We start from the raw sequence: 17,914 nt of genomic DNA, 5'->3' as shown, positions 1-17,914 counted from the left end.
TCGTCGTCTTAGAATGTAACATTTACTCCCAGTGTCAGCAGAGTGGTTCGCGGATAATAGGAGAGGTATTCAATGCCCGGGGTCAGGCCACCGAGGTTCACCTCAGGATCCAGGCCCTTATATCCGGTAAGGCAGAATACATCCTGTGCCGTCGCGTAAACCCTCAGGCGGGTGATGTATTTCAGGCTGACCGGCATGTTATAACCCACAGAGATATTATCCAGCTTCATATAAGTGGCATCCTCAACATATTTCGAGGAATAGCGGGCATTGCCCCTGAACTCGGGATTTTCGAACTGAGTCAGGGTAACATTATTCAAACCGAAAGTTCCCCAGTTCTCGTAGTAAAGCCTGTAAGTATTCAATACTTCCCCGCCTATGCTGGCACGCAGGCTGAAACTGAAATCCCAGTTGCCGTATGTTAAAAAACTTCCCCATCCCAGGGTAAAGTCAGGAAATGCATTCCCGATAACCTCCCAGTCTTCAGGATTCACCAGCCCGACAGGATTGGCATTTTTAAACAGGTCGTTGCCTAGCTCATCCAGACCAATCCACACGGGTCCGTAAAAAGTTCCCAGCGCTTCACCTTCACGGATCTTCTGGGCGTTCACGCCAATGGCACCGCCAATCCAGCCAAGATCATAGGAGGTATCGGTAAACTCTTCATTCGAAAATTTCTCCAGAATATTCTTGTTCCGGCTGAAGGTGAGCATATTGGTCCAGTTAAGCTTTCCTTTATTGACTGACACATGTTTCAGGGTAAGCTCAATCCCCCGGTTGCTGATGGTCCCGACATTGGTAAATAATTCCTTGTAAAGATAGGGTGGAACGGATACGTTGTAGGTGTAAAGAAGGTCGGTACTTTTCCGGTAATAATAATCAAGGGTACCGCTCAGCCGGTTATCAAACATTGCAAAATCGATTCCTGCATTGATTTCCGATTTGTTTTCCCACTTCAGGTCGGGATTGGGATTGGTTACCGGCTGATAGGTGTTGATCCACTCCCCGTTGTAGTAAAACTTTCCGGCGCGTCCCATCAGTAGCAGCGAACGGTAATTGCCGATGTCCTGGTTCCCGGTTACACCATATCCGACCCTGACTTTCAGGTCGTTGACCCACTGAACATCGCTCAGGAAGTCCTCTTTATTGATTCTCCACCCCAGACTTACGGAGGGGAACCATCCCCATTTATGATTCTTACCGAACCTGGAAGAACCTTCTCTCCGCAAGGACGCGGAAGCCAGGTATTTTTCATCAAAATTATACATCACCCGGCCGAAAAACGAAATGAGCCGGCTTTTGCCTTTGTAGGAACCCATGGAAGCAGTCCCTTCGGCCAAAGCAATGCCTGAACCAATGTTATGAGGTCCATAAAGATCGGTATCGAAACCCGAGTTGATCATGTAGGAATTGTTGGTTTCAAACTCCTCGAATGAATAACCTGCCAGTGCCTGCAGATTGTGTTTCTCAAAAGATTCAGTAAAATTCACTGTACTTTCATATTGCAGGTCACTGCTGCGGCCATTGCTGATTTCGGCCTCTCCGTTCCGGCCCAGCCGGCTGGGATAATACTTTGTGCGATAGGAAAGCTCTTCCCATGCCGATTTTTCGACGGAAACCAGATTCACCCAGTTCAGATGATTACTGAGTTTCAGGGTAGCCCTCACATTGGCGCCCATATCATCGGTTTTGCCATTGCGGATACGCTCGTTGAGCATGGCCACAGGGTTGTAATAGTCCATACCCGAGATTAGTGTGTAACCCCCGGTATATTCATTGCCCGGATCATAAACCGGCGACGTCGGGTTGCGGATAAAAGCCTGGTAGAACAGGTCGTAGTTTGCCGGCTTGTAATTGCGCATGCCGTAACTCAGGTTATAGTCCAGGGTAAGCAGATCGCCCAGCGCCTTCTGATTGATGTTGGTTTTCAGGAGGTAGCGGTTTGATTCATTGTCCCTGAGTAAACCTTCTGCCTTGTCGACAAAGAATACCGTGCGGTGCGAGAAGTTTTCGTTTCCGCCGGAAATTGCCAGGTTGTGCTTATGGCTAACCGGCATGGAACGGGTAATTTCCTTAAACCAGTCGGTTTCGGCGCCATACAGACTGCCCGCTTTGTCAGGGGCATACTGCTCAACGGCTTCCTTAAACTGCGCGGCAGTCAGGTTTTCCACCATGCGGGGATTTACCTGTGCCGAAAGATATCCAGAGTATTCCACCTTGCTCTGTCCGGTTCTGGCCCTTTTGGTGGTGATAATAATCACCCCGTTTCAGCCACGGGTACCATAAATGGCGGCCGCAGAACCATCCTTCAGCACATCGATGGATTCAACTTCTTCGAAGCTTACATTTTTCAGGTCTACGCCGGCCACACCGTCAACAATGACCAGTGGTCCCTGTCCGGAGGTAAGCGTATTGGTTCCGCGCAGCAGAATCTGGTATCCTGCCTGCGGATCGGCACCATCAGGGCGGGTAATGGAAAGTCCCGCCACCTTTCCCTGCAGCAATCCCATGGGGCTGCTGTGGGCGCCGCGGTTAAAGTCATCCGCCTTCACCGAAGCGATGGAACCTGTGACCTCCTTGCGGGTGGTAAGACCATAACCGATCACCACTACTTCTTCGAGGGATTCTACGGTAGGTTTAAGCCTGATATTGAGGGTGGTCTGGGAGCCCAGGGTAACCTCAGCGGTTTCATAACCCACGAAGCTGAACACCAGCACTGATCCTTTTAAGGCGTCAAGGCTGTATTTACCGTTGATATCGGTAACAGCCCCGGTCTGGGTACCTTTTATAGAGATATTAACTCCCGGAAGGGTTTCACCCGTTCCCAGGTCAGTTACCGTTCCCCTGATCCTCAGCACATCGGCCTGTTGGGCATGGGCAGAACCTGACAATAAAAGCACCGCCAGAAACAGCATCATGGCTGTTCCCATACCGGCAATCTTTCTTCTGAATATGGCTGCTTTCATAAAGCGGAATTTATTGATTCTGGTCAAAAGTTAACAACTCAGCGCGGGTAGGGATAGACGACTGGGCACCCATGCGGGTAACCGTGATGGCCGAAGCCCTGGCCGCCAATTGTACCGATTCAAGGATGGTCCTGCCTTCGGAAAGTCCAACGCACACGGTTCCACAGAAGACGTCTCCGGCAGCGGTGGTATCCACTGCTTCCACTTTCACTGCATCCACAAAGTGATACTCATCGTGATCCTTGATAAGCGCTCCCTGGCTGCCAAGGGTGATCACCACGATATCGCAGCCCTTGGCGCTGATAATGTCAGCAGCCTGCCTGGCCGAATCGTAATCGGTAACCTTGATGCCGGAAAGGATCTCTGCCTCGCTTTTATTCGGGATGATGATGTAGATGTTTTTCAGCAACTGATCCGACAGTGCCCTGGCAGGCGCCGGGTTAAGAATAACTTTAATGTTTTTACGGCTGGCCAGTTCTGCTACATATTCAACCGTATCGAGCGGGATTTCAAGTTGCATCAGCACCAGGTCGCTGCTTTCGATTTCGCTGCCGGCTTTTTCAATATCGGCCGGGCAAAGCGAAGCATTGGCTCCGGAAGCAACCACAATGCAGTTTTCACCGCGCGAATCCACCGTGATCAGGGCAACTCCCGAAGGATTATTGGGATCGGAAAAGATGTAGTCGGTATTGATGTTCTCGGAATTATACAATACAACCGATTGCTTTCCAAAAACATCATTGCCGGTTTTGGAGATAAAAGTCACATTGCCGCCCATACGGGAAGCAGCTACCGCCTGATTGGCCCCCTTGCCGCCGGGGTTCATGAAAAAAGTCCCGCCAAGCACGGTTTCTCCCGGAATAGGCAAACGGTCAGCCTTGATAACCATATCGGTATTACAACTACCTACCACAACTAATTTCTTGCGCTGCATATAATTATTTACGTTAGTTTGTGAGACAAAACTATAAATAACTAACTGCGAAAAAAATCAATAAATCATCTCAAACTATAATTCATAAAAAGGTATTAATCAATCAATTATTATCTATAATATTTGTATTCAATACTTTAACCTAAATGATAGTATAAATATTTTGACCGAAAACCATATTTTTAATCATCTCTCATTATAAAAGAATTGTTAACTTTGACTGACGGTTCTGATGCGGAACTTAATCTTATCCCGATGAAACCGGCAACTGCCTGCACACTTTATAAACAACTTCAGCCTGAGTTATGAAAAAGTCCCGCTTTGAGTCGCTGGTGCAGATGATCCACTCCATGAGCCTGCCTGAAAAGAAAACATTCAGGCAAATGGTTTACCGGAAAAAATCGTTGCCCGACTACCTTATATTATATGACCTTATCGAAAAAGGAGCAGAGGATACGCCGGCGGCGCTTCGTCAGGCTTTTCTCGCCAGGCGCCCTTCAGCCGCTTTCGACACCACGGTAAAATATCTTTTCGAAATCCTGCTGGATACCATGCTGGAACTGCGCAAAAACCAGGACAGCTTTTTCCATCTGTTCAACAAAATCCTGAAAGCGCGGGTACTCTTTGAGAAGTCGCTCTTCGATGAGTGTTTTGACACCCTTAACAATGTAATGGCCCAGGCCGAACGCTACGAAAACTACCATGCCCTTCTGCTGGCCAACCGCCTGGAGCTCGATTACCTGCTTGCGCTGAACTTCCCTAATCTGAAAGAACAGGAACTGCTGAAAAAGCAATTCAGGCTTACGGAGTCGATGAAATACATCAGAAAAATCAACGAGCAAAGTTCGCTTTACGAAATCCTGAAACACAGGGTCGTTTACAAGGGCTATGCCCGGTCGCAGAAAGAGAAAAATGAGCTGAATGATTTGGTTTACAGTGAGCTCAGCCTTGTGGCATCCCTGTCCCCCGAAAACTTCGAAGTAAGCAAACTTCACCAGTTGTTTCAATCAAACTACCTGATCAGCGTGGGCGATTTTAAATCTGCCCTACGGTCGTATTATGAGCTGAACAACCTTTTCGAAGCCAACAAGCACCTCTGGAGCAATCCACCCGTGTATTACCTCTATACCCTCGAAGGGGTGCTCGAAAGCCTGCGGAGCATTCACAATTATGAGGGCATGCGCTACTTTACCGATCAGCTGCTGAAGATTGAAAGTCAATCGGCCGACTTCAGGTTGCTGCTGACCTGCGTGGCATTCCTTTATGAACTTTTTCCGTCCCTCGACCGTGGTGACTTTGCTTCCTGCGACAGCCTGACGGATCAATACAGGGAAAAACTGTACGGCAAATTTCACCTGCTGAGCCATTCCAGGCAGGCTGAACTTTGTTTGTATACTTCACTGGTGCTTTTCGGAAACGGAAAGTACCAGGAGGCACACAAGTTCCTCAGCCAGATCATTGTCCGGGGCAAAAGTTTCTACTACCTGCCGCTCTACCGCACCATCAGGCTGGTAAACCTGATGATCCTTTACAAACTGGGCGACGAGGAACTGATCCGCTATGAGATCAGGTCGATCAGGCGCGACCTGGCCGCAAGCGAAAAAGGCTACAAAATTGAACACTTCATGCTGAAGTTTCTGATCAAGCAGTTGCCAGATAATAAACGAAAAAGGGGGAAACTTTTTGAAAAATACCTGCCGGACCTGCTTGGCATGCAGCAGGATCCTTTTGAGCAGCAACTACTAAGGATATTTGACTTCACCGCATGGATCGAAGCCATGCTTAAGCAGCAGCCATTGGCGACCATTCTCAGGGATAGGCATGCTCCCATAGCCGGAACAGAGAATCCCGGGTAAAAAGATTCCGGATTATTCCCTGACAAAAGGCACAAACCTGACCGGCAGCAGGCTTTTTCTTTCCATACTGCCTTTGATTTTTGTCGCTTTCACCAGGGTTTGAACGCTTCCGGGCCTGCCCAGCGGAATCACAATACTGCCGCCTTCTTTCAACTGGGCAATCAGCGGGGGAGGGATTTCTTCAGCAGCAGCAGTCACCACAATGGCATCGTAAGGCCCGTGCTCCGGCCATCCGGCAAAACCATCCCCTATCCTGACCTTTACATTTTTGTATCCCAGCCTTTTCAGTAAGGCCGCCGACTGTTTTCCCAGGGGTTCAACGATTTCTATGGTAAAAACGCTGTCGACAATCTCAGCCAGCACAGCGGCCTGATAGCCCGAACCGGTTCCTATCTCAAGCACCTTCATCCCGGGCACAGGCTTTATGGCCTGGGTCATGTAGGCGACCATATAAGGCTGCGAAATGGTCTGATCGTATCCTATCGGTAGCGGCATGTCGCGGTAAGCATGCGATTTCAGATCCGGGGGCACAAAGAGGTGGCGCGGTACGTTGCGCATGGCCACCAGGGTGGCCCGGTGCGATATTCCTTCCGCTTCAATCTGATACTTAACCATGCTTTCCCGGGCAGCGGCATAATCATCCTGACCATAAAGTGGTGACATAAATGACAAAATTAATCCTGCCCCCGCAGTGGATATAAAACGAAGCAACCTGCCGGGGCCGGGTCGGAGCAACAATGCTTTCATGCCTTAAAGATAATAATTTTCAGGGCATTATCCAATCAAAAAGCCGCAAACCTGCCGACCCTGTGGGAAAGCAAATGAATCATTGTCCTGTAATAATTCCGGGACCGAGTTTGTATCCGGGCAAATACTAAGGACTAATTTTCAGCTTTCAGGGACTTCACCAGCTCCCTTATTCCTTCTTCAGCCCGGATGGGAACATAATTGAAACGCCGGTTGAATTTGCTGCTGTCGAAAAAATAATCCCGGTCATACTGATAGGCCATTTCTTTGAGCTCTTTTAATACCGGAACAAACAGCCCGAGTAACGCAAGCATCCAGTCGGGCAGGGTGCTGTATTTTGGCGCCACATTCATTTCCCCGGCAAAAAGCGCAATCCACTCTTTTCCGGTAATGCGTTCATCCGAAGTAGGCAGGTGCCACACTTCACCATAGGCATCCGGGGTATTGCCAAGGATGGCTGTTCCCCTTGCAGCATCATCCGTGTGGGTAAAGCTGTGGACCTTGTCAACCTGTGAAAACCAGTTCGCCTTCTTCCCTTTGGTGAAATTTTTATAAACCATCTCTATCAGCACACTGTTGGCAGGGCCGATGAAATCAGCCGCCCGCGCAATTACAGCAGTGATGCGGCCACTATTCATTTCATCGAGCAGCATATTGACCACCTGATTTCTGACTTCGCCTTTTTTACTGCTTGGTCTTACCGGTGTTTCTTCGGTCATATTGCCGAGGTGGTTACGATCGTAAGTATAAACATTATCAAAAAACACCAGCTTTACCTGATGGCAGATGCAGCTGTCAAGAACATTGCGCATGATAAGCGGCCACTTTTGCTGCCAGGCTTTCGCGCTGTATTCCACCCCGACGGTCAGATAAACGATTTCAGATCCTGCCACCGCCCGGTCCACATCTCCGGCAACGGTCAGATCGGCTTTCATCAGCTGATCATCAGGATTTATGGCTTTGGGATTGCGGCTTACCAGCCTTATCTCCTTTGTATAGGCGGTCAGTTCCTTGGCTAGTTTTTTCCCGATGGCTCCGCCTGCTCCAAGTATTGTTTGCATAATAAATCTGGTTAAAGTCCGACTAAAGACAAATAAGCTGCAAAATTGAATTATGCAGGTGAAATGTTATAACACAAAACGGCCAGTTCCTGTTTAATCCGGGCCAGCCAGGGTTATAAACCGGTAAGTAAGAAGAAGTGCTGACGGTTTTGGGCAAAGCGATGAAAAAAACCTGCCCGGATTTGAGTCCGGACAGGTTTTAAAAATAAGCAACCTAGCTTATGATTTATTGCAATGCTTTGAGCGCTTCGGTTGCGGCATTCATGGTAGGCTTAATGGAAATCTCCTGACCAACAGCCCCTTTCATCCACACCTGGGGAACCAGCCTGCCCTGGGTATACATGCGGTTGAACTCATCTGCCAGATTTTTACCCTTTACCTGCTGTTCAATCTGAAAATCAATCAGGTGGCCCATCGGATAATTTGACAGATAGAGCGGATTGTCGATCATGTGGGAATAGATGGCCAGGATAGGTTCATCTTTTCCGCCAAGGATACCGGCGTAATAGTTATTCCACACTTCTTTGGCGGCTGAAATCACCGCTTCCTTCAACTCAGCGGGAGAAGCTGCCGGATTGTCGTACATCCATTTCCATACTTTCATATCCACCAGCGAAACACCCATAATTTCGTAGGAGGCCCAGAAATTATCGAGGGCCATCATGTGGTCCTTGTTGGGATCGGCGTTCGGCATGCCGAGCAGTTCAAGGTCGCGTTTCTGGAAAAGAAAGGCCACTGCCTCCGTAAACGCGGTGTTGGGAACTCCCTGCAGCATATAGTAATCCACATCGTTCATGGTAACGGTTTGCTCCACATTGTGGCCAAATTCATGCACGGCAATATTGTATCCTTTATAATCCATGCCACCGGCCCCGATTCTGGTTCGCAGACGGGCAATATCGTTGCGCATCTCGGCGCCCCAGGCATGTCCGGCGCCCCGTGAAGGATCAACCGAAATCAGTGAGGTAATCTGCCTGGCTTTCTCCTGCGGCCAGCCCAGTTTCACCAGAATGTTGGGAAGATCTGCCTGAAGTGCTTTCGGATCAGGATACTTTTTTGAGGTGATGGCGGTAAGCTGCTCTTCGGGTAAACCACCCCTGGATTTGAAACCGTTGTACCAGATATCGAAAGGCTCCAGCGGGCGCCCGAGACGCTGGCTGATAAATGCAGCCACTTCCTTTACCTGAGGTGAAGAAACGAATTCAGTAAACAGACGCTCCACATCTTCCTGCGGAATTTCCATGTATTCCTCAAAAGCACGGCTGATGTAGGTAGGGAAATTCGGATTATAAGCGTCTATCGCCTTCATCGCATGAAAGTTGCCGAGCAAAACTTCATAACGCTTATCGGGTTCAGGATTTCCCTGTACTTCAGCACCATCCTTAAACAGCTTGTTATCCGCCGGATTCCAGGTGTACTCATCCTTGTTAATCACCTGCTGCGGTATGCTCTGATCGATGATGCGCTTCATCACATCGTAGATCATACGCTGCTTTTCGAGCCCGTTAGCACCTGCATAATTCGATTTCAGTTCATCGCGCAGGCCCCAGTGGGTAATCAGCTTCATTCCGTCAGGGAACAGGTTCTCGCCCTTATCATTTACCAGGCGGCCCATATAGATATTGTAATCAGAAATGTATGCATCGGCTTCGGTAAGGGTTTTGGAAGCCTGCTGAATGATCTCAGCAGGAATCCTGGAGGTAAAGCGGTCGCCCATTCTGGCATAAGCCCATTCCAGACGGCTCCATGTTGCCCCTTTCTCGGTTTTCTCTTTCAGGGAGTAAAACGGGAAATTCAGGGCAGTAAGGAAGGCTATTTTGTTGTTGAAAAAGTCGTCGGTAAGGTGAGCGGCTGCATTGTAGCTGCCAAACATCATATCCACGGGCTCGATTTCAGGGCCTTCGAGCTGAATAGGCTCTTTGAGCAGCACATCCATCTTGTGAAAATAGCCATTGAAGATTTCAAAATTCCTTTCCAGTTTCCTGTACAGATTTTCAAGGGCAGGCTCCTCGGCCACAAAATTCCCGAGACAAAAATCTTCAAAATCCTCAACCGTGCCATCGCTTTCGCGCCACAGATTTGCCACTTGCTGCACCCCGCGCTCAATGCGGAATTTCGGGGCTTCGCCCAAAGAATCATTGAGCGTTTGAATAACTTTTTCGACAGCGGTTTGTTCAATAAAAGCCTTTACAGGCCCGCCGGTAACTGCTTCCTGATTTTCGTTGCAGCCACTTACGGCAATCAATGTTGCCATTGCCATGATAATGATGATGTTACGCATGTTAAAATAAGTTTAGGATCTCTGCAAAAGTAGGAAAATGCGGCAACTTTAAGATCGCTGAATGCAGAAATCTGAAAAATGGATAGTTGAAATGGTCATTTCAGAAATAGCTTCGGCTTCAGGAATCTGTGTAATTTTGAGCGCTGAAACAAAACACCCAGTAAATATAACCAACCCATCGTGATGTTCCGAGACGAAAAGGGCTTCCGCCCTACCCAGCAAATCTTCACCGAAGTCCCTCCCAAATATGATATTCTTAACCGTATCCTAACCCTGAATCTGGATGAGGGATGGAGGCGAAAGGCTTCGGCAACCATACTGGAAGAAAACCCTTCACGGGTGCTCGACCTCTGCTGCGGGACGGCTGACCTTACCATGCATCTCGCCCGCTCGGCAAAGCAAAGCGCGGAGCTTTACGGACTGGATTTCAGCCATACCATGCTTGCCAGGGCGAAAGAAAAAGTTGCCTTATTCGGAGAGGACAGGGTAAAGCTGATTCAGGGTGATGCCGGAAATATGCCCTTTGAAGATGAATTTTTTGATGCGGTCGGCATTTCGTTTGGTTTCCGCAACCTGACGTTTGAAAATCCTGATGCGCGTTTGCATATCAGTGAAGTGTTCCGGGTGCTGAAACCGGGCGGACGCTTTGTGGTGCTGGAAACCAGCCAGCCAAACAACAGGCTGATCAGGGCGGGTTACCATTTTTACCAGAAATACATTACCGCGCCCATTGGTGGCCTGCTTTCGGGAAACCGCCCGGCATACGACTACCTGGCGCATTCTGCCATTAACTATTATTCCATTCCTGAAATCTCAGAAGTTCTGCTGGAGGCAGGATTCAGCAAGGTAAGCGGCCAGCCTTATCTGCTGGGGGCAACGGCCATTGTAACTGCCATAAAGTAACACCGGAACAGCTGTCCGGCCTTAAACCCGCAAACCACAGCTTGCCGCATAAATGGCAAACTGCGATATTCCGTCAATGCCCAGGGCGGCGTTCAGCAAATCATCGTCAAAGGCAGCTATGGCGCAAACCCCGCAACCCATGGAGTGGGCGCTGAGGTACAGGTTCTGGCACACATGTCCGGCATCCAGAAAGATATACCGGTAAGCCCGTTCGCTGTAACGCCACTTCATACGGTAAATTTCGGCGGTCCAGAAAAATGTCACTGCACTCTTTTTAACCATCTGCTGGTCGAGGCAGGCTTTGGTAAATTTGCCGGCAATGTCATCTGCCACACTTACCTGCAAAAGGCTGTGGATAAGCGGGAGGTAACGGTATAAACCGGGCGTGATGCCTTCCACCCGGTTGATCAGCAGCCAGGTTTCCAGGGCATGGCGTGCGCCGGCCGAAGGAACCGTGCGCAGGGTGTGGATGTTGCGCACATTTTTCTTCACCCCCTGGGTTTCCCAGAGCATAAGTGAAAGCATTTCTCTGGTAACGGGTTTATCACGGTAACTCCGTATGCTGCTGCGTTCCGTGATTACCTGGTGCACATCGGCTTTATATCCGGCAGCCAACGTGAGCGGATCGGGCAAATGGTAACGCACAAGCGCCGGATCATAAGCCGGCTGCAGAGGTGGTGCAGGGTAGCCCCGTAGCTGATCAGAAATCAGCAGGTTGTGGTATTTCGTCTGTTCAATGAAACTACTGCCGGCTGCAGCCGGTAAGTCATTGTCGTTCTTCATTGCTTATTGATCGGAGTTTTGGGGGCAGCATCAGATCATTTTGCGGCTTTCCAGCATAGAAATCACAATTCCCACAATTTCGGGATGTGTAACTTTGCTGCAGTTGATCACCAGGTCATACAAATCATTGATGTCAATGCCCCCCTTCAGGTAATCGCGCTGCATCTTGAATCGTTTGTGATCAATTGACGCCATTTGCTTTACCGTTTCCTCCCGTTTCAGGTTATGCCGGGCAATCAGCGTATCAAGCCTCCACTGCACCGGTGCTGTAAGTTTGATGTGCAGTGCATTGGGCCATCCCATGGTCACAGCGGCACCTCCCCGTCCCACAATGATCACATTGCCTGTATGTGCAGCCGACATCACAACATTGGCAATGGTCTGCCGCACCTTCCGGTCACTTTTATAGTATTTGGTAGTTAATGAGCTCAGTATTTCATCCATTGCACCTCTTTCCATTGAACCCTCAATGGCTTTGATCTTATCAGGATCAAGATTCAGTTCGCGGGCGGCTTCAAGAATAATCTCCTTATTCATAATTCTCCAGTGCGACCCTTTGGCTGCGATCGCCCTGCTGAGAGATTCAGCCAAAACATTCGCCTGACAGCCATATTCCCTTGAAATGGTAATAAACGGCCCACCAGGTGATGCTCCCGTTTCCGGCTTCTGCTGACGCTCAAAGCTGTCAAGCAGAATTCTCAATAATATGTTATCCATAACAACATTATTTTAGTTGCTTTAAATATACAAAAAAACTGTAAGAATACAAACAGCCCGCACAAAAAAAAGTATATATGTTCAAAAAAAGTAATACGGATATTCAAATTATCACCGGACAGTTCAGGTTCTGATTGTTTTAAACCTCAGGGCTGCCGGGAAACAAGCGCAGTAATCGTGAACGGAATTGCAGATGATTGCCTTTTATGGCCTTTGCTGAATCATGAATCAATCATCCAGCCCGGGTCTTTTAAAAGCCATGGCTTCAGGATAGTCGAGCAAAGCCTGATTTCTGATGCGGTCAAGCCTGATCAGGGCATCTAACATTTCATCTTCATGGGAGGGCATATACCTTAACAAGACAGCCAGGGCGGCCATAGTCCTTTCAACGGCAATGATCGCCACCTTGGCCGATCCATTCCTGTCGGCGTGTCCGGCGTCGCTATCTTCAAACGGATCGGAGGATGCCCTGCGGAATTTGGCAGCAGGGAAAAACATATACCAGCCCAGTACTTCAAGGGCATCGGTAAAAGCAGCCAGGGCATGCGTATCAGTATTTCCAAGTTCCTTCTTGATTGTCTCCGTTTCTATGTGGTTTTCTTTCAGCCAGTTCATCAGCCACTTACCATAAGCCTCAGATTCGATGGATACAAAATCCGATACCCCGGATTTGCGCTTAACCTCCGCGATTTTCATATCCTCATCGGGTTCAGCGTTCAGATCAATGCCCTGTTCATCCGCCCATTGCCGCAGTTTCTCCGAAACTTCCTGAAAAACCTGGTGTACATAGGCAAATGGATCAGTTTCAGCTTTGCCTGACCGTTCAGCCTCCCGCTGCTCTTCCTCCTCCATGGCATACACACTGCATTTTGATGTAAACAGGCAGCGCTCGCACCAACGGTCACAGTAATTGTGGATGCCCGAAATAAAATTCCGTTCGTTCATCAGCCGGTCAAGCCGGTCAAAGATTTTCTCATCTGACATGGATTTCCGGATTAATAAGCGTTCAACATTATTTTATCAGCAAAAACAGCTATTCCCTTATACCAACCCTGTCGAGGATAAAGGCCATTTCAAAGGCCGTTTCTTTCAATGCATCAAAGCGGCCGGTAGCCCCTCCATGGCCTGATTCCATATTGGTTTTCAACAGCAGCAGGTTGTTGCCGGTTTTCATCGCCCGCAGTCTGGCGGCATACTTGGCCGGCTCGTGATACAAAACCTGAGAATCATTCAACCCGGCGGTAATCAGCATATTGGGATAATTTTGTGACGTAATGTTGTCATAAGGAGAATAGGATAGCATATAGCGATAGTATTCCTCTTCGTTGGGATTGCCCCATTCTTCATATTCCTGTGTAGTCAGTGGCAGACTGGTGTCGAACATGGTGGTTACCACATCCACGAAAGGCACCTGGGCCACCACGGTGTTGAACAGATCGGGACGCATATTGGTTACCGCGCCCACCAGCAGTCCGCCGGCGCTGCCGCCCATAATGGCCAGCTTCGCGGATGAGGTGTATCTATCCTCAATGAGTTTCTCAGCGCAGGAGATAAAGTCGGTAAAAGTATTCTTCTTCTTCAGCAACTTTCCATCCTCATACCACTGCTCACCCATATCGCTGCCACCGCGTATCTGGGCAATCGCAAATACATAGCCCCTGTCGATCAGGCTGTAAAATCCTGAGCTGAAATAGGCATCGGAACTGGCTCCGTAAGAACCATAAGAGTAAAGCAACGCAGGATTGCTGACGTCTTTTTTCAGGGTTTTCCTATATACAACCGACATCGGAACCCTTGCCCCGTCGGCCGCCGTTGCCCAGATGCGCTCTACGGTATAATCATCCGGGTTAAATCCCGAAGGAATCTCCTGCTGCTTCAGCAGCTTGCTTTGGGTAGAGGCGAAATCATAATCATAAACACTGGTCGGGCGGTTCAATGAGCTGTAGCTGTATCTTAATGCAGGTGCATCATACTCAGGCGTACCGCTGAGATAGGCTGTATAAACCGGCTCGGGAAAGCGTATGGTATTTTCGCTTTTATCCCTGAGTCCATACACCAGGATCTCGTTCAAACCGTTCCTGCGTACCTGCATCGCCAGATAATCCTTAAAAACTTCCAGGCTGCCGATGCGGGTATCTTTATCATGGGCACGGAATATTTTCCAGTTGTTCCGGTTTTCAAATCCCGTAACTGGGGCTTCATATACCATGAAATTCAGGTTGTCTTTGTTCTTGTACCTGATAAAAAACTTTTCCTTATGGTGATATACATGGTATTCAACATCTTTCACCCGGGGAACAAAAACCCTGAACTTTCCGGCAGGCTCCGCAGCAGGCAGATAATGCACCTCCGAGGTGGTGCTGCTGGCGGTGGTGATCAAAAGGTAGTCGTTGGTTTTGGTTTTACTGACATCCACGATAAACTGCTCGTCGGGTTCCTCAAATACCAGTTCGGCCGGTTGATCGCTGCCCAGCACCATCCGGTAAACCCTCCAGGCCCTGAGCGCCTCATTGCCCAGGGTATAAAACAGGGTTTTGCTGTCGTTGGCCCAGGCAAAGCCCTGAACCTTGCCGATGTTCAGTGGCAGATCCATTCCGGTTTCCAGGTTTTTGACCCTAAGTGTGAAATCGGCAAATGAACCGGTTTCGTTAGAAAGATAGGCGGCCAGTCTGTTATCGGTGCTGATGTCGAATCCTGCAAAAATAAAAGCTGGTTTCCCTTCCGCCATGGCATTGACATCAAAAACCACCTCTTCAGCCGCAGACAGATCACCCTTTTTCCTGCAGTATATGCGGTATTGCTTACCCTCTTCGGTGCGGGAATAGTAATAGTAACCGTTATCGAGCTGCGGAACCGTTTCATCGGTCTCTTTGATACGGCCTTTCATCTCGGCAAATAGTTTCTCCTGCAACGGCAATGTTGATTTCATCACCGTATCGCAGTATACGTTTTCAGCTTCGAGATAAGCGATCACTTCGGGGTTTTCCTTTTCTTTAAGCCAGTAGTAATTGTCGGTCCGCTCACCGCCGGACTCGTTGAATGTAACCGGTTTGATTGCCGCAACCGGGGGCGAGGGAAAATCGCTTTGCATATTTATTTTCAATGATTTTTCTGATGTCGGATTACAGGCTGTCAGGGCCAGAAGGGCTGTCAGGGCGCCGGTTGCTGATTTTTTACGAAACATGGCTGCAATATTTTGATGTAAAAATAACAAGAAAACCAGAATAAACCGGCATTCCTGCAAAACCCTTGACAGAAGCAGGCAACGCCATCATTACTATATGCCAATTAGCCCGCTGATTCCTGACCTGTACTCCGGCTTATCCTGTCTCTGACCTTCTCCCAGGCGTGGGTGGTGAGGAAGGTTTCATCCATATAATGAATGATTTCGGTAAAACGAGTCATGGGAAGGGCAAAGGTCAGTTCGTTGGGTTTCACATAAGGCCTGGCTGAAACATCAAACATACCGAGCACGGCCCTTGGCTTTTCATGAAGGGCTTCAGCCAGCGGATATTGAATTACGGAAGCACATCCGGAGCCAAACGGGGCAATGGTCCCCTGTATGTCATCCCTGTCGAATCCGGCCAGTGTAAAGAGGCCTGAGAGCACGTCCGGCGTTGCAAAAAAGATTACCACTTCCGGCTCATCCTTAACTTCGAGCATATCCCAGCGACGGAAAACAATTTGCGAAGCCGGCGCCGGTTTCCAGGGAGCATCCTTCAAAAACTTTTCAACCTGGGCGGGTGTGCGCAGGTAACGTTCTCCTTCAATCTCCTGATTGCCGCACGAAAGAAAGTACTCAAAACCGGGGCGGAGTTTATTGCCAAAGCCCAGATAGCGTTTTCCTCCGGCACATCCAATGGATTCAGCGCTAAATGCCAGCGATTTGCCGCGGCGTACCTGCGATAGGGCGCCGATAAAACAACTCCGTTTTTCAGTTTTGGGTACCATCCTGGCCGAGGTCTCAGCGTCAGTATAAAAAAAAACGATGGGAAGGGCTGTTTCTCCGAAATAATTCTTCCACAATTCTGTAAAACGGTCTCTGAGGGCCAGATCCATAAGGCAGTAATTATCAAAATGAATAAAAGAATTTCTCCTGAGCGATTACAGCTCCTTTCTGAGCCGTGCCACTGGTATGTTGAGTTGCTCGCGGTACTTGGCAACGGTGCGGCGGGCAATGTTATAGCCTTTTTCTTTCAGAATGTCGGTAAGCTGTTCATCGGTCAGCGGTTTGCCCTTCTCCTCCGCCTCAATGCAATCGGAAAGAATTTTCTTGATCTCACGGGTAGATACTTCCTCGCCCGAATCGGTTTGCATGGATTCGGAAAAGAAGGTTTTCAGCAAAAAAGTCCCGAATGGAGTCTGAACATATTTAGAATTGGCGACCCTCGAAACGGTGGAAATATCAAGTCCCACCAACTCGGCAATATCCTTGAGGATCATCGGCCGCAGCTTGGTTTCATCACCGGTAAGGAAATAATCCCGCTGATATTCCATGATGGCCGTCATGGTCACATAAAGGGTATTCTGCCGCTGTTTGATGGCATCGATAAACCACCTGGCAGAATCTATTTTCTGCTTTATAAACATCACCGCCTCTTTCTGGCTGTTGCTTTTCGACTTGCTTTCGGCGTAGGTTTCAAGCATATCCACATAGGTACGGCTGAGCCTCAGTTCGGGCATATTCCTGGAGTTGACCTGAAGTTCAAGATCACCATCTTTGTTATACACAAAGAAATCGGGCATGATGTAATGATTTGTCCTGGAGGTCTCCCCCATTGAATTCCCCGGTTTGGGGTTCAGTTTCAGGATTTCATTCACCGCATCGCGCAACTCTTCTTCGGTAACCCTTGCTTTACGGGTAATTTTATCGTAGTGCTTCTTGGTCAGCTCGTCAAAATACCTTTCAACAAGGTGTGTGGCCAGTTCAACCGCGGGGGTGTAATCCTGCCGGCGAAGCTGAATCAGCAGGCATTCACGCAGGTCGCGGGCTCCGATTCCGGGCGGGTCAAACTCCTGAACCACTTTCAGCAGCTCATTCAGTTCCTCCACACTGGTGGAAATATTCTGCGTAAAGGCCAGGTCGTCAACCATGGCGCTCAGGTTCCGGTTGAGGTAACCGGAATCATCCAGGTTTCCGATGATATAAGTAGCGATGGCCACCTGTCTTTCATCGAGATGGCGCAGGCCTAGCTGGGAGATAAGCATCTCGTGAAAGCTGATTCCTGAAGCATAGGGAACTTCCCGGTGTTCATCGTCGGCGCTGGTATTGCCCGAATTCAGTCGGTAGGCAGGGATATCATCATCGTCAAGATAATCCGTAATGTCGAAATCCTCGCGTTCACGTTCCAGTTCTTCCACCGGATCCGGTTCCGTGTCGGGTAAAGGCTCCTCGGCATCGGTACTCATCTCGGGGTCGGCCGCATCTTCAAGGGCCGGATTCTCCTCAATCTCCTGCTTGATCCGCTGTTCCAGGGCAATGGATGGAATCTGCAACAGTTTCATAAGCAGAATCTGCTGCGGCGACAGTTTCTGTAGAAGTTTCTGCTGAAGTTTCTGGGTTAACATGCAAATTCCTGTTTTTATCCGGCGAATTTAAGGGAAAGTTACGAAATAATCCCTTAAATCAATAACGTTTCAGGTTCCTTTTTATTGAATTTCCCGGT

Annotated in this window: 14 protein-coding genes; 2 read left to right on the top strand and 12 right to left on the bottom strand. The window is 48.9% G+C overall.

From position 1 onward, the window contains the following. Positions 1–8 precede the first annotated feature (8 nt). The 3 genes from TBC1_RS01320 to rbsK are packed head-to-tail and all read right to left on the bottom strand — an operon-like array spanning position 9 to position 3,900. Positions 9–2,261 (bottom strand): SusC/RagA family TonB-linked outer membrane protein, encoded by a 2,253-nt coding sequence (locus tag TBC1_RS01320; RefSeq protein WP_236695626.1) that lies wholly within the window; start codon positions 2,259–2,261, stop codon positions 9–11. Between the two features lie 6 nt (positions 2,262–2,267). Continuing rightward, positions 2,268–2,966 carry a carboxypeptidase-like regulatory domain-containing protein gene (locus TBC1_RS18130; RefSeq protein WP_236695625.1) on the bottom strand — a complete coding sequence of 233 codons (699 nt, stop codon included), beginning with the start codon at positions 2,964–2,966 and terminating at the stop codon, positions 2,268–2,270. A 10-nt stretch (positions 2,967–2,976) separates the two neighbouring features. Further along, positions 2,977–3,900 (bottom strand): ribokinase, encoded by a 924-nt coding sequence (gene rbsK, locus TBC1_RS01315; protein ID WP_062037392.1) that lies wholly within the window; start codon positions 3,898–3,900, stop codon positions 2,977–2,979. A gap of 305 nt (positions 3,901–4,205) precedes the next feature. On the opposite strand from rbsK, the gene TBC1_RS01310 reads away from it, so the two are divergent. Next, positions 4,206–5,756: a hypothetical protein gene (locus tag TBC1_RS01310; RefSeq protein WP_062037389.1), complete on the top strand. Its 1,551-nt coding sequence runs from the start codon at positions 4,206–4,208 to the stop codon at positions 5,754–5,756. A gap of 12 nt (positions 5,757–5,768) precedes the next feature. On the opposite strand, the gene TBC1_RS01305 is transcribed toward TBC1_RS01310, so the two are convergent. The 3 genes from TBC1_RS01305 to TBC1_RS01295 all read right to left on the bottom strand — a co-directional run bounded on the left by TBC1_RS01305 (position 5,769) and on the right by TBC1_RS01295 (position 9,845). After that, positions 5,769–6,419, bottom strand: a complete 651-nt coding sequence (locus TBC1_RS01305; protein WP_062042631.1) for a protein-L-isoaspartate(D-aspartate) O-methyltransferase — start codon at positions 6,417–6,419, stop codon at positions 5,769–5,771. Positions 6,420–6,637: 218 nt separating this feature from the next. After that, positions 6,638–7,564 carry an NAD-dependent epimerase/dehydratase family protein gene (locus TBC1_RS01300; RefSeq protein WP_062037386.1) on the bottom strand — a complete coding sequence of 309 codons (927 nt, stop codon included), beginning with the start codon at positions 7,562–7,564 and terminating at the stop codon, positions 6,638–6,640. Positions 7,565–7,790: 226 nt separating this feature from the next. Beyond that, entirely contained in the window at positions 7,791–9,845 is a 2,055-nt protein-coding gene (locus tag TBC1_RS01295; RefSeq protein WP_062037385.1) for a hypothetical protein, read from the bottom strand. A gap of 183 nt (positions 9,846–10,028) precedes the next feature. Here TBC1_RS01295 and TBC1_RS01290 point away from each other — a divergent pair, with 183 nt between their 5' ends. Beyond that, positions 10,029–10,748: a ubiquinone/menaquinone biosynthesis methyltransferase gene (locus tag TBC1_RS01290; protein WP_062037382.1), complete on the top strand. Its 720-nt coding sequence runs from the start codon at positions 10,029–10,031 to the stop codon at positions 10,746–10,748. A gap of 21 nt (positions 10,749–10,769) precedes the next feature. Here TBC1_RS01290 and TBC1_RS01285 read toward each other — a convergent pair whose 3' ends face one another. The 6 genes from TBC1_RS01285 to rpoN form a co-directional block, all read right to left on the bottom strand. Next, on the bottom strand, positions 10,770–11,531 hold the full coding sequence (locus tag TBC1_RS01285; RefSeq protein WP_062037379.1) for a SagB/ThcOx family dehydrogenase: 762 nt from the start codon (positions 11,529–11,531) through the stop codon (positions 10,770–10,772). A gap of 30 nt (positions 11,532–11,561) precedes the next feature. Beyond that, positions 11,562–12,248, bottom strand: coding sequence for a cytidylate kinase-like family protein (locus TBC1_RS01280; protein ID WP_062037376.1), 687 nt, complete (start codon positions 12,246–12,248; stop codon positions 11,562–11,564). A 228-nt stretch (positions 12,249–12,476) separates the two neighbouring features. Then, complete coding sequence (locus tag TBC1_RS01275; RefSeq protein ID WP_062037373.1) at positions 12,477–13,232, bottom strand: hypothetical protein; 756 nt, start codon at positions 13,230–13,232, stop codon at positions 12,477–12,479. A 49-nt stretch (positions 13,233–13,281) separates the two neighbouring features. Beyond that, positions 13,282–15,432, bottom strand: coding sequence for a S9 family peptidase (locus TBC1_RS01270; protein ID WP_082189436.1), 2,151 nt, complete (start codon positions 15,430–15,432; stop codon positions 13,282–13,284). 104 nt (positions 15,433–15,536) lie between these two features. Then, positions 15,537–16,307, bottom strand: coding sequence for a DUF169 domain-containing protein (locus tag TBC1_RS01265; RefSeq protein WP_062037370.1), 771 nt, complete (start codon positions 16,305–16,307; stop codon positions 15,537–15,539). Positions 16,308–16,352: 45 nt separating this feature from the next. Further along, positions 16,353–17,816, bottom strand: coding sequence for an RNA polymerase factor sigma-54 (gene rpoN / locus TBC1_RS01260; protein ID WP_062037367.1), 1,464 nt, complete (start codon positions 17,814–17,816; stop codon positions 16,353–16,355). Positions 17,817–17,914 lie beyond the last annotated feature (98 nt).

It is taken from the genome of Lentimicrobium saccharophilum (genome assembly GCF_001192835.1).
GTDB classification, from domain to species: Bacteria; Bacteroidota; Bacteroidia; order Bacteroidales; family Lentimicrobiaceae; genus Lentimicrobium; species Lentimicrobium saccharophilum.
Note: the sequence above shows the minus strand (reverse complement) of the source record. Positions and strands in the feature narration are given on the sequence as shown.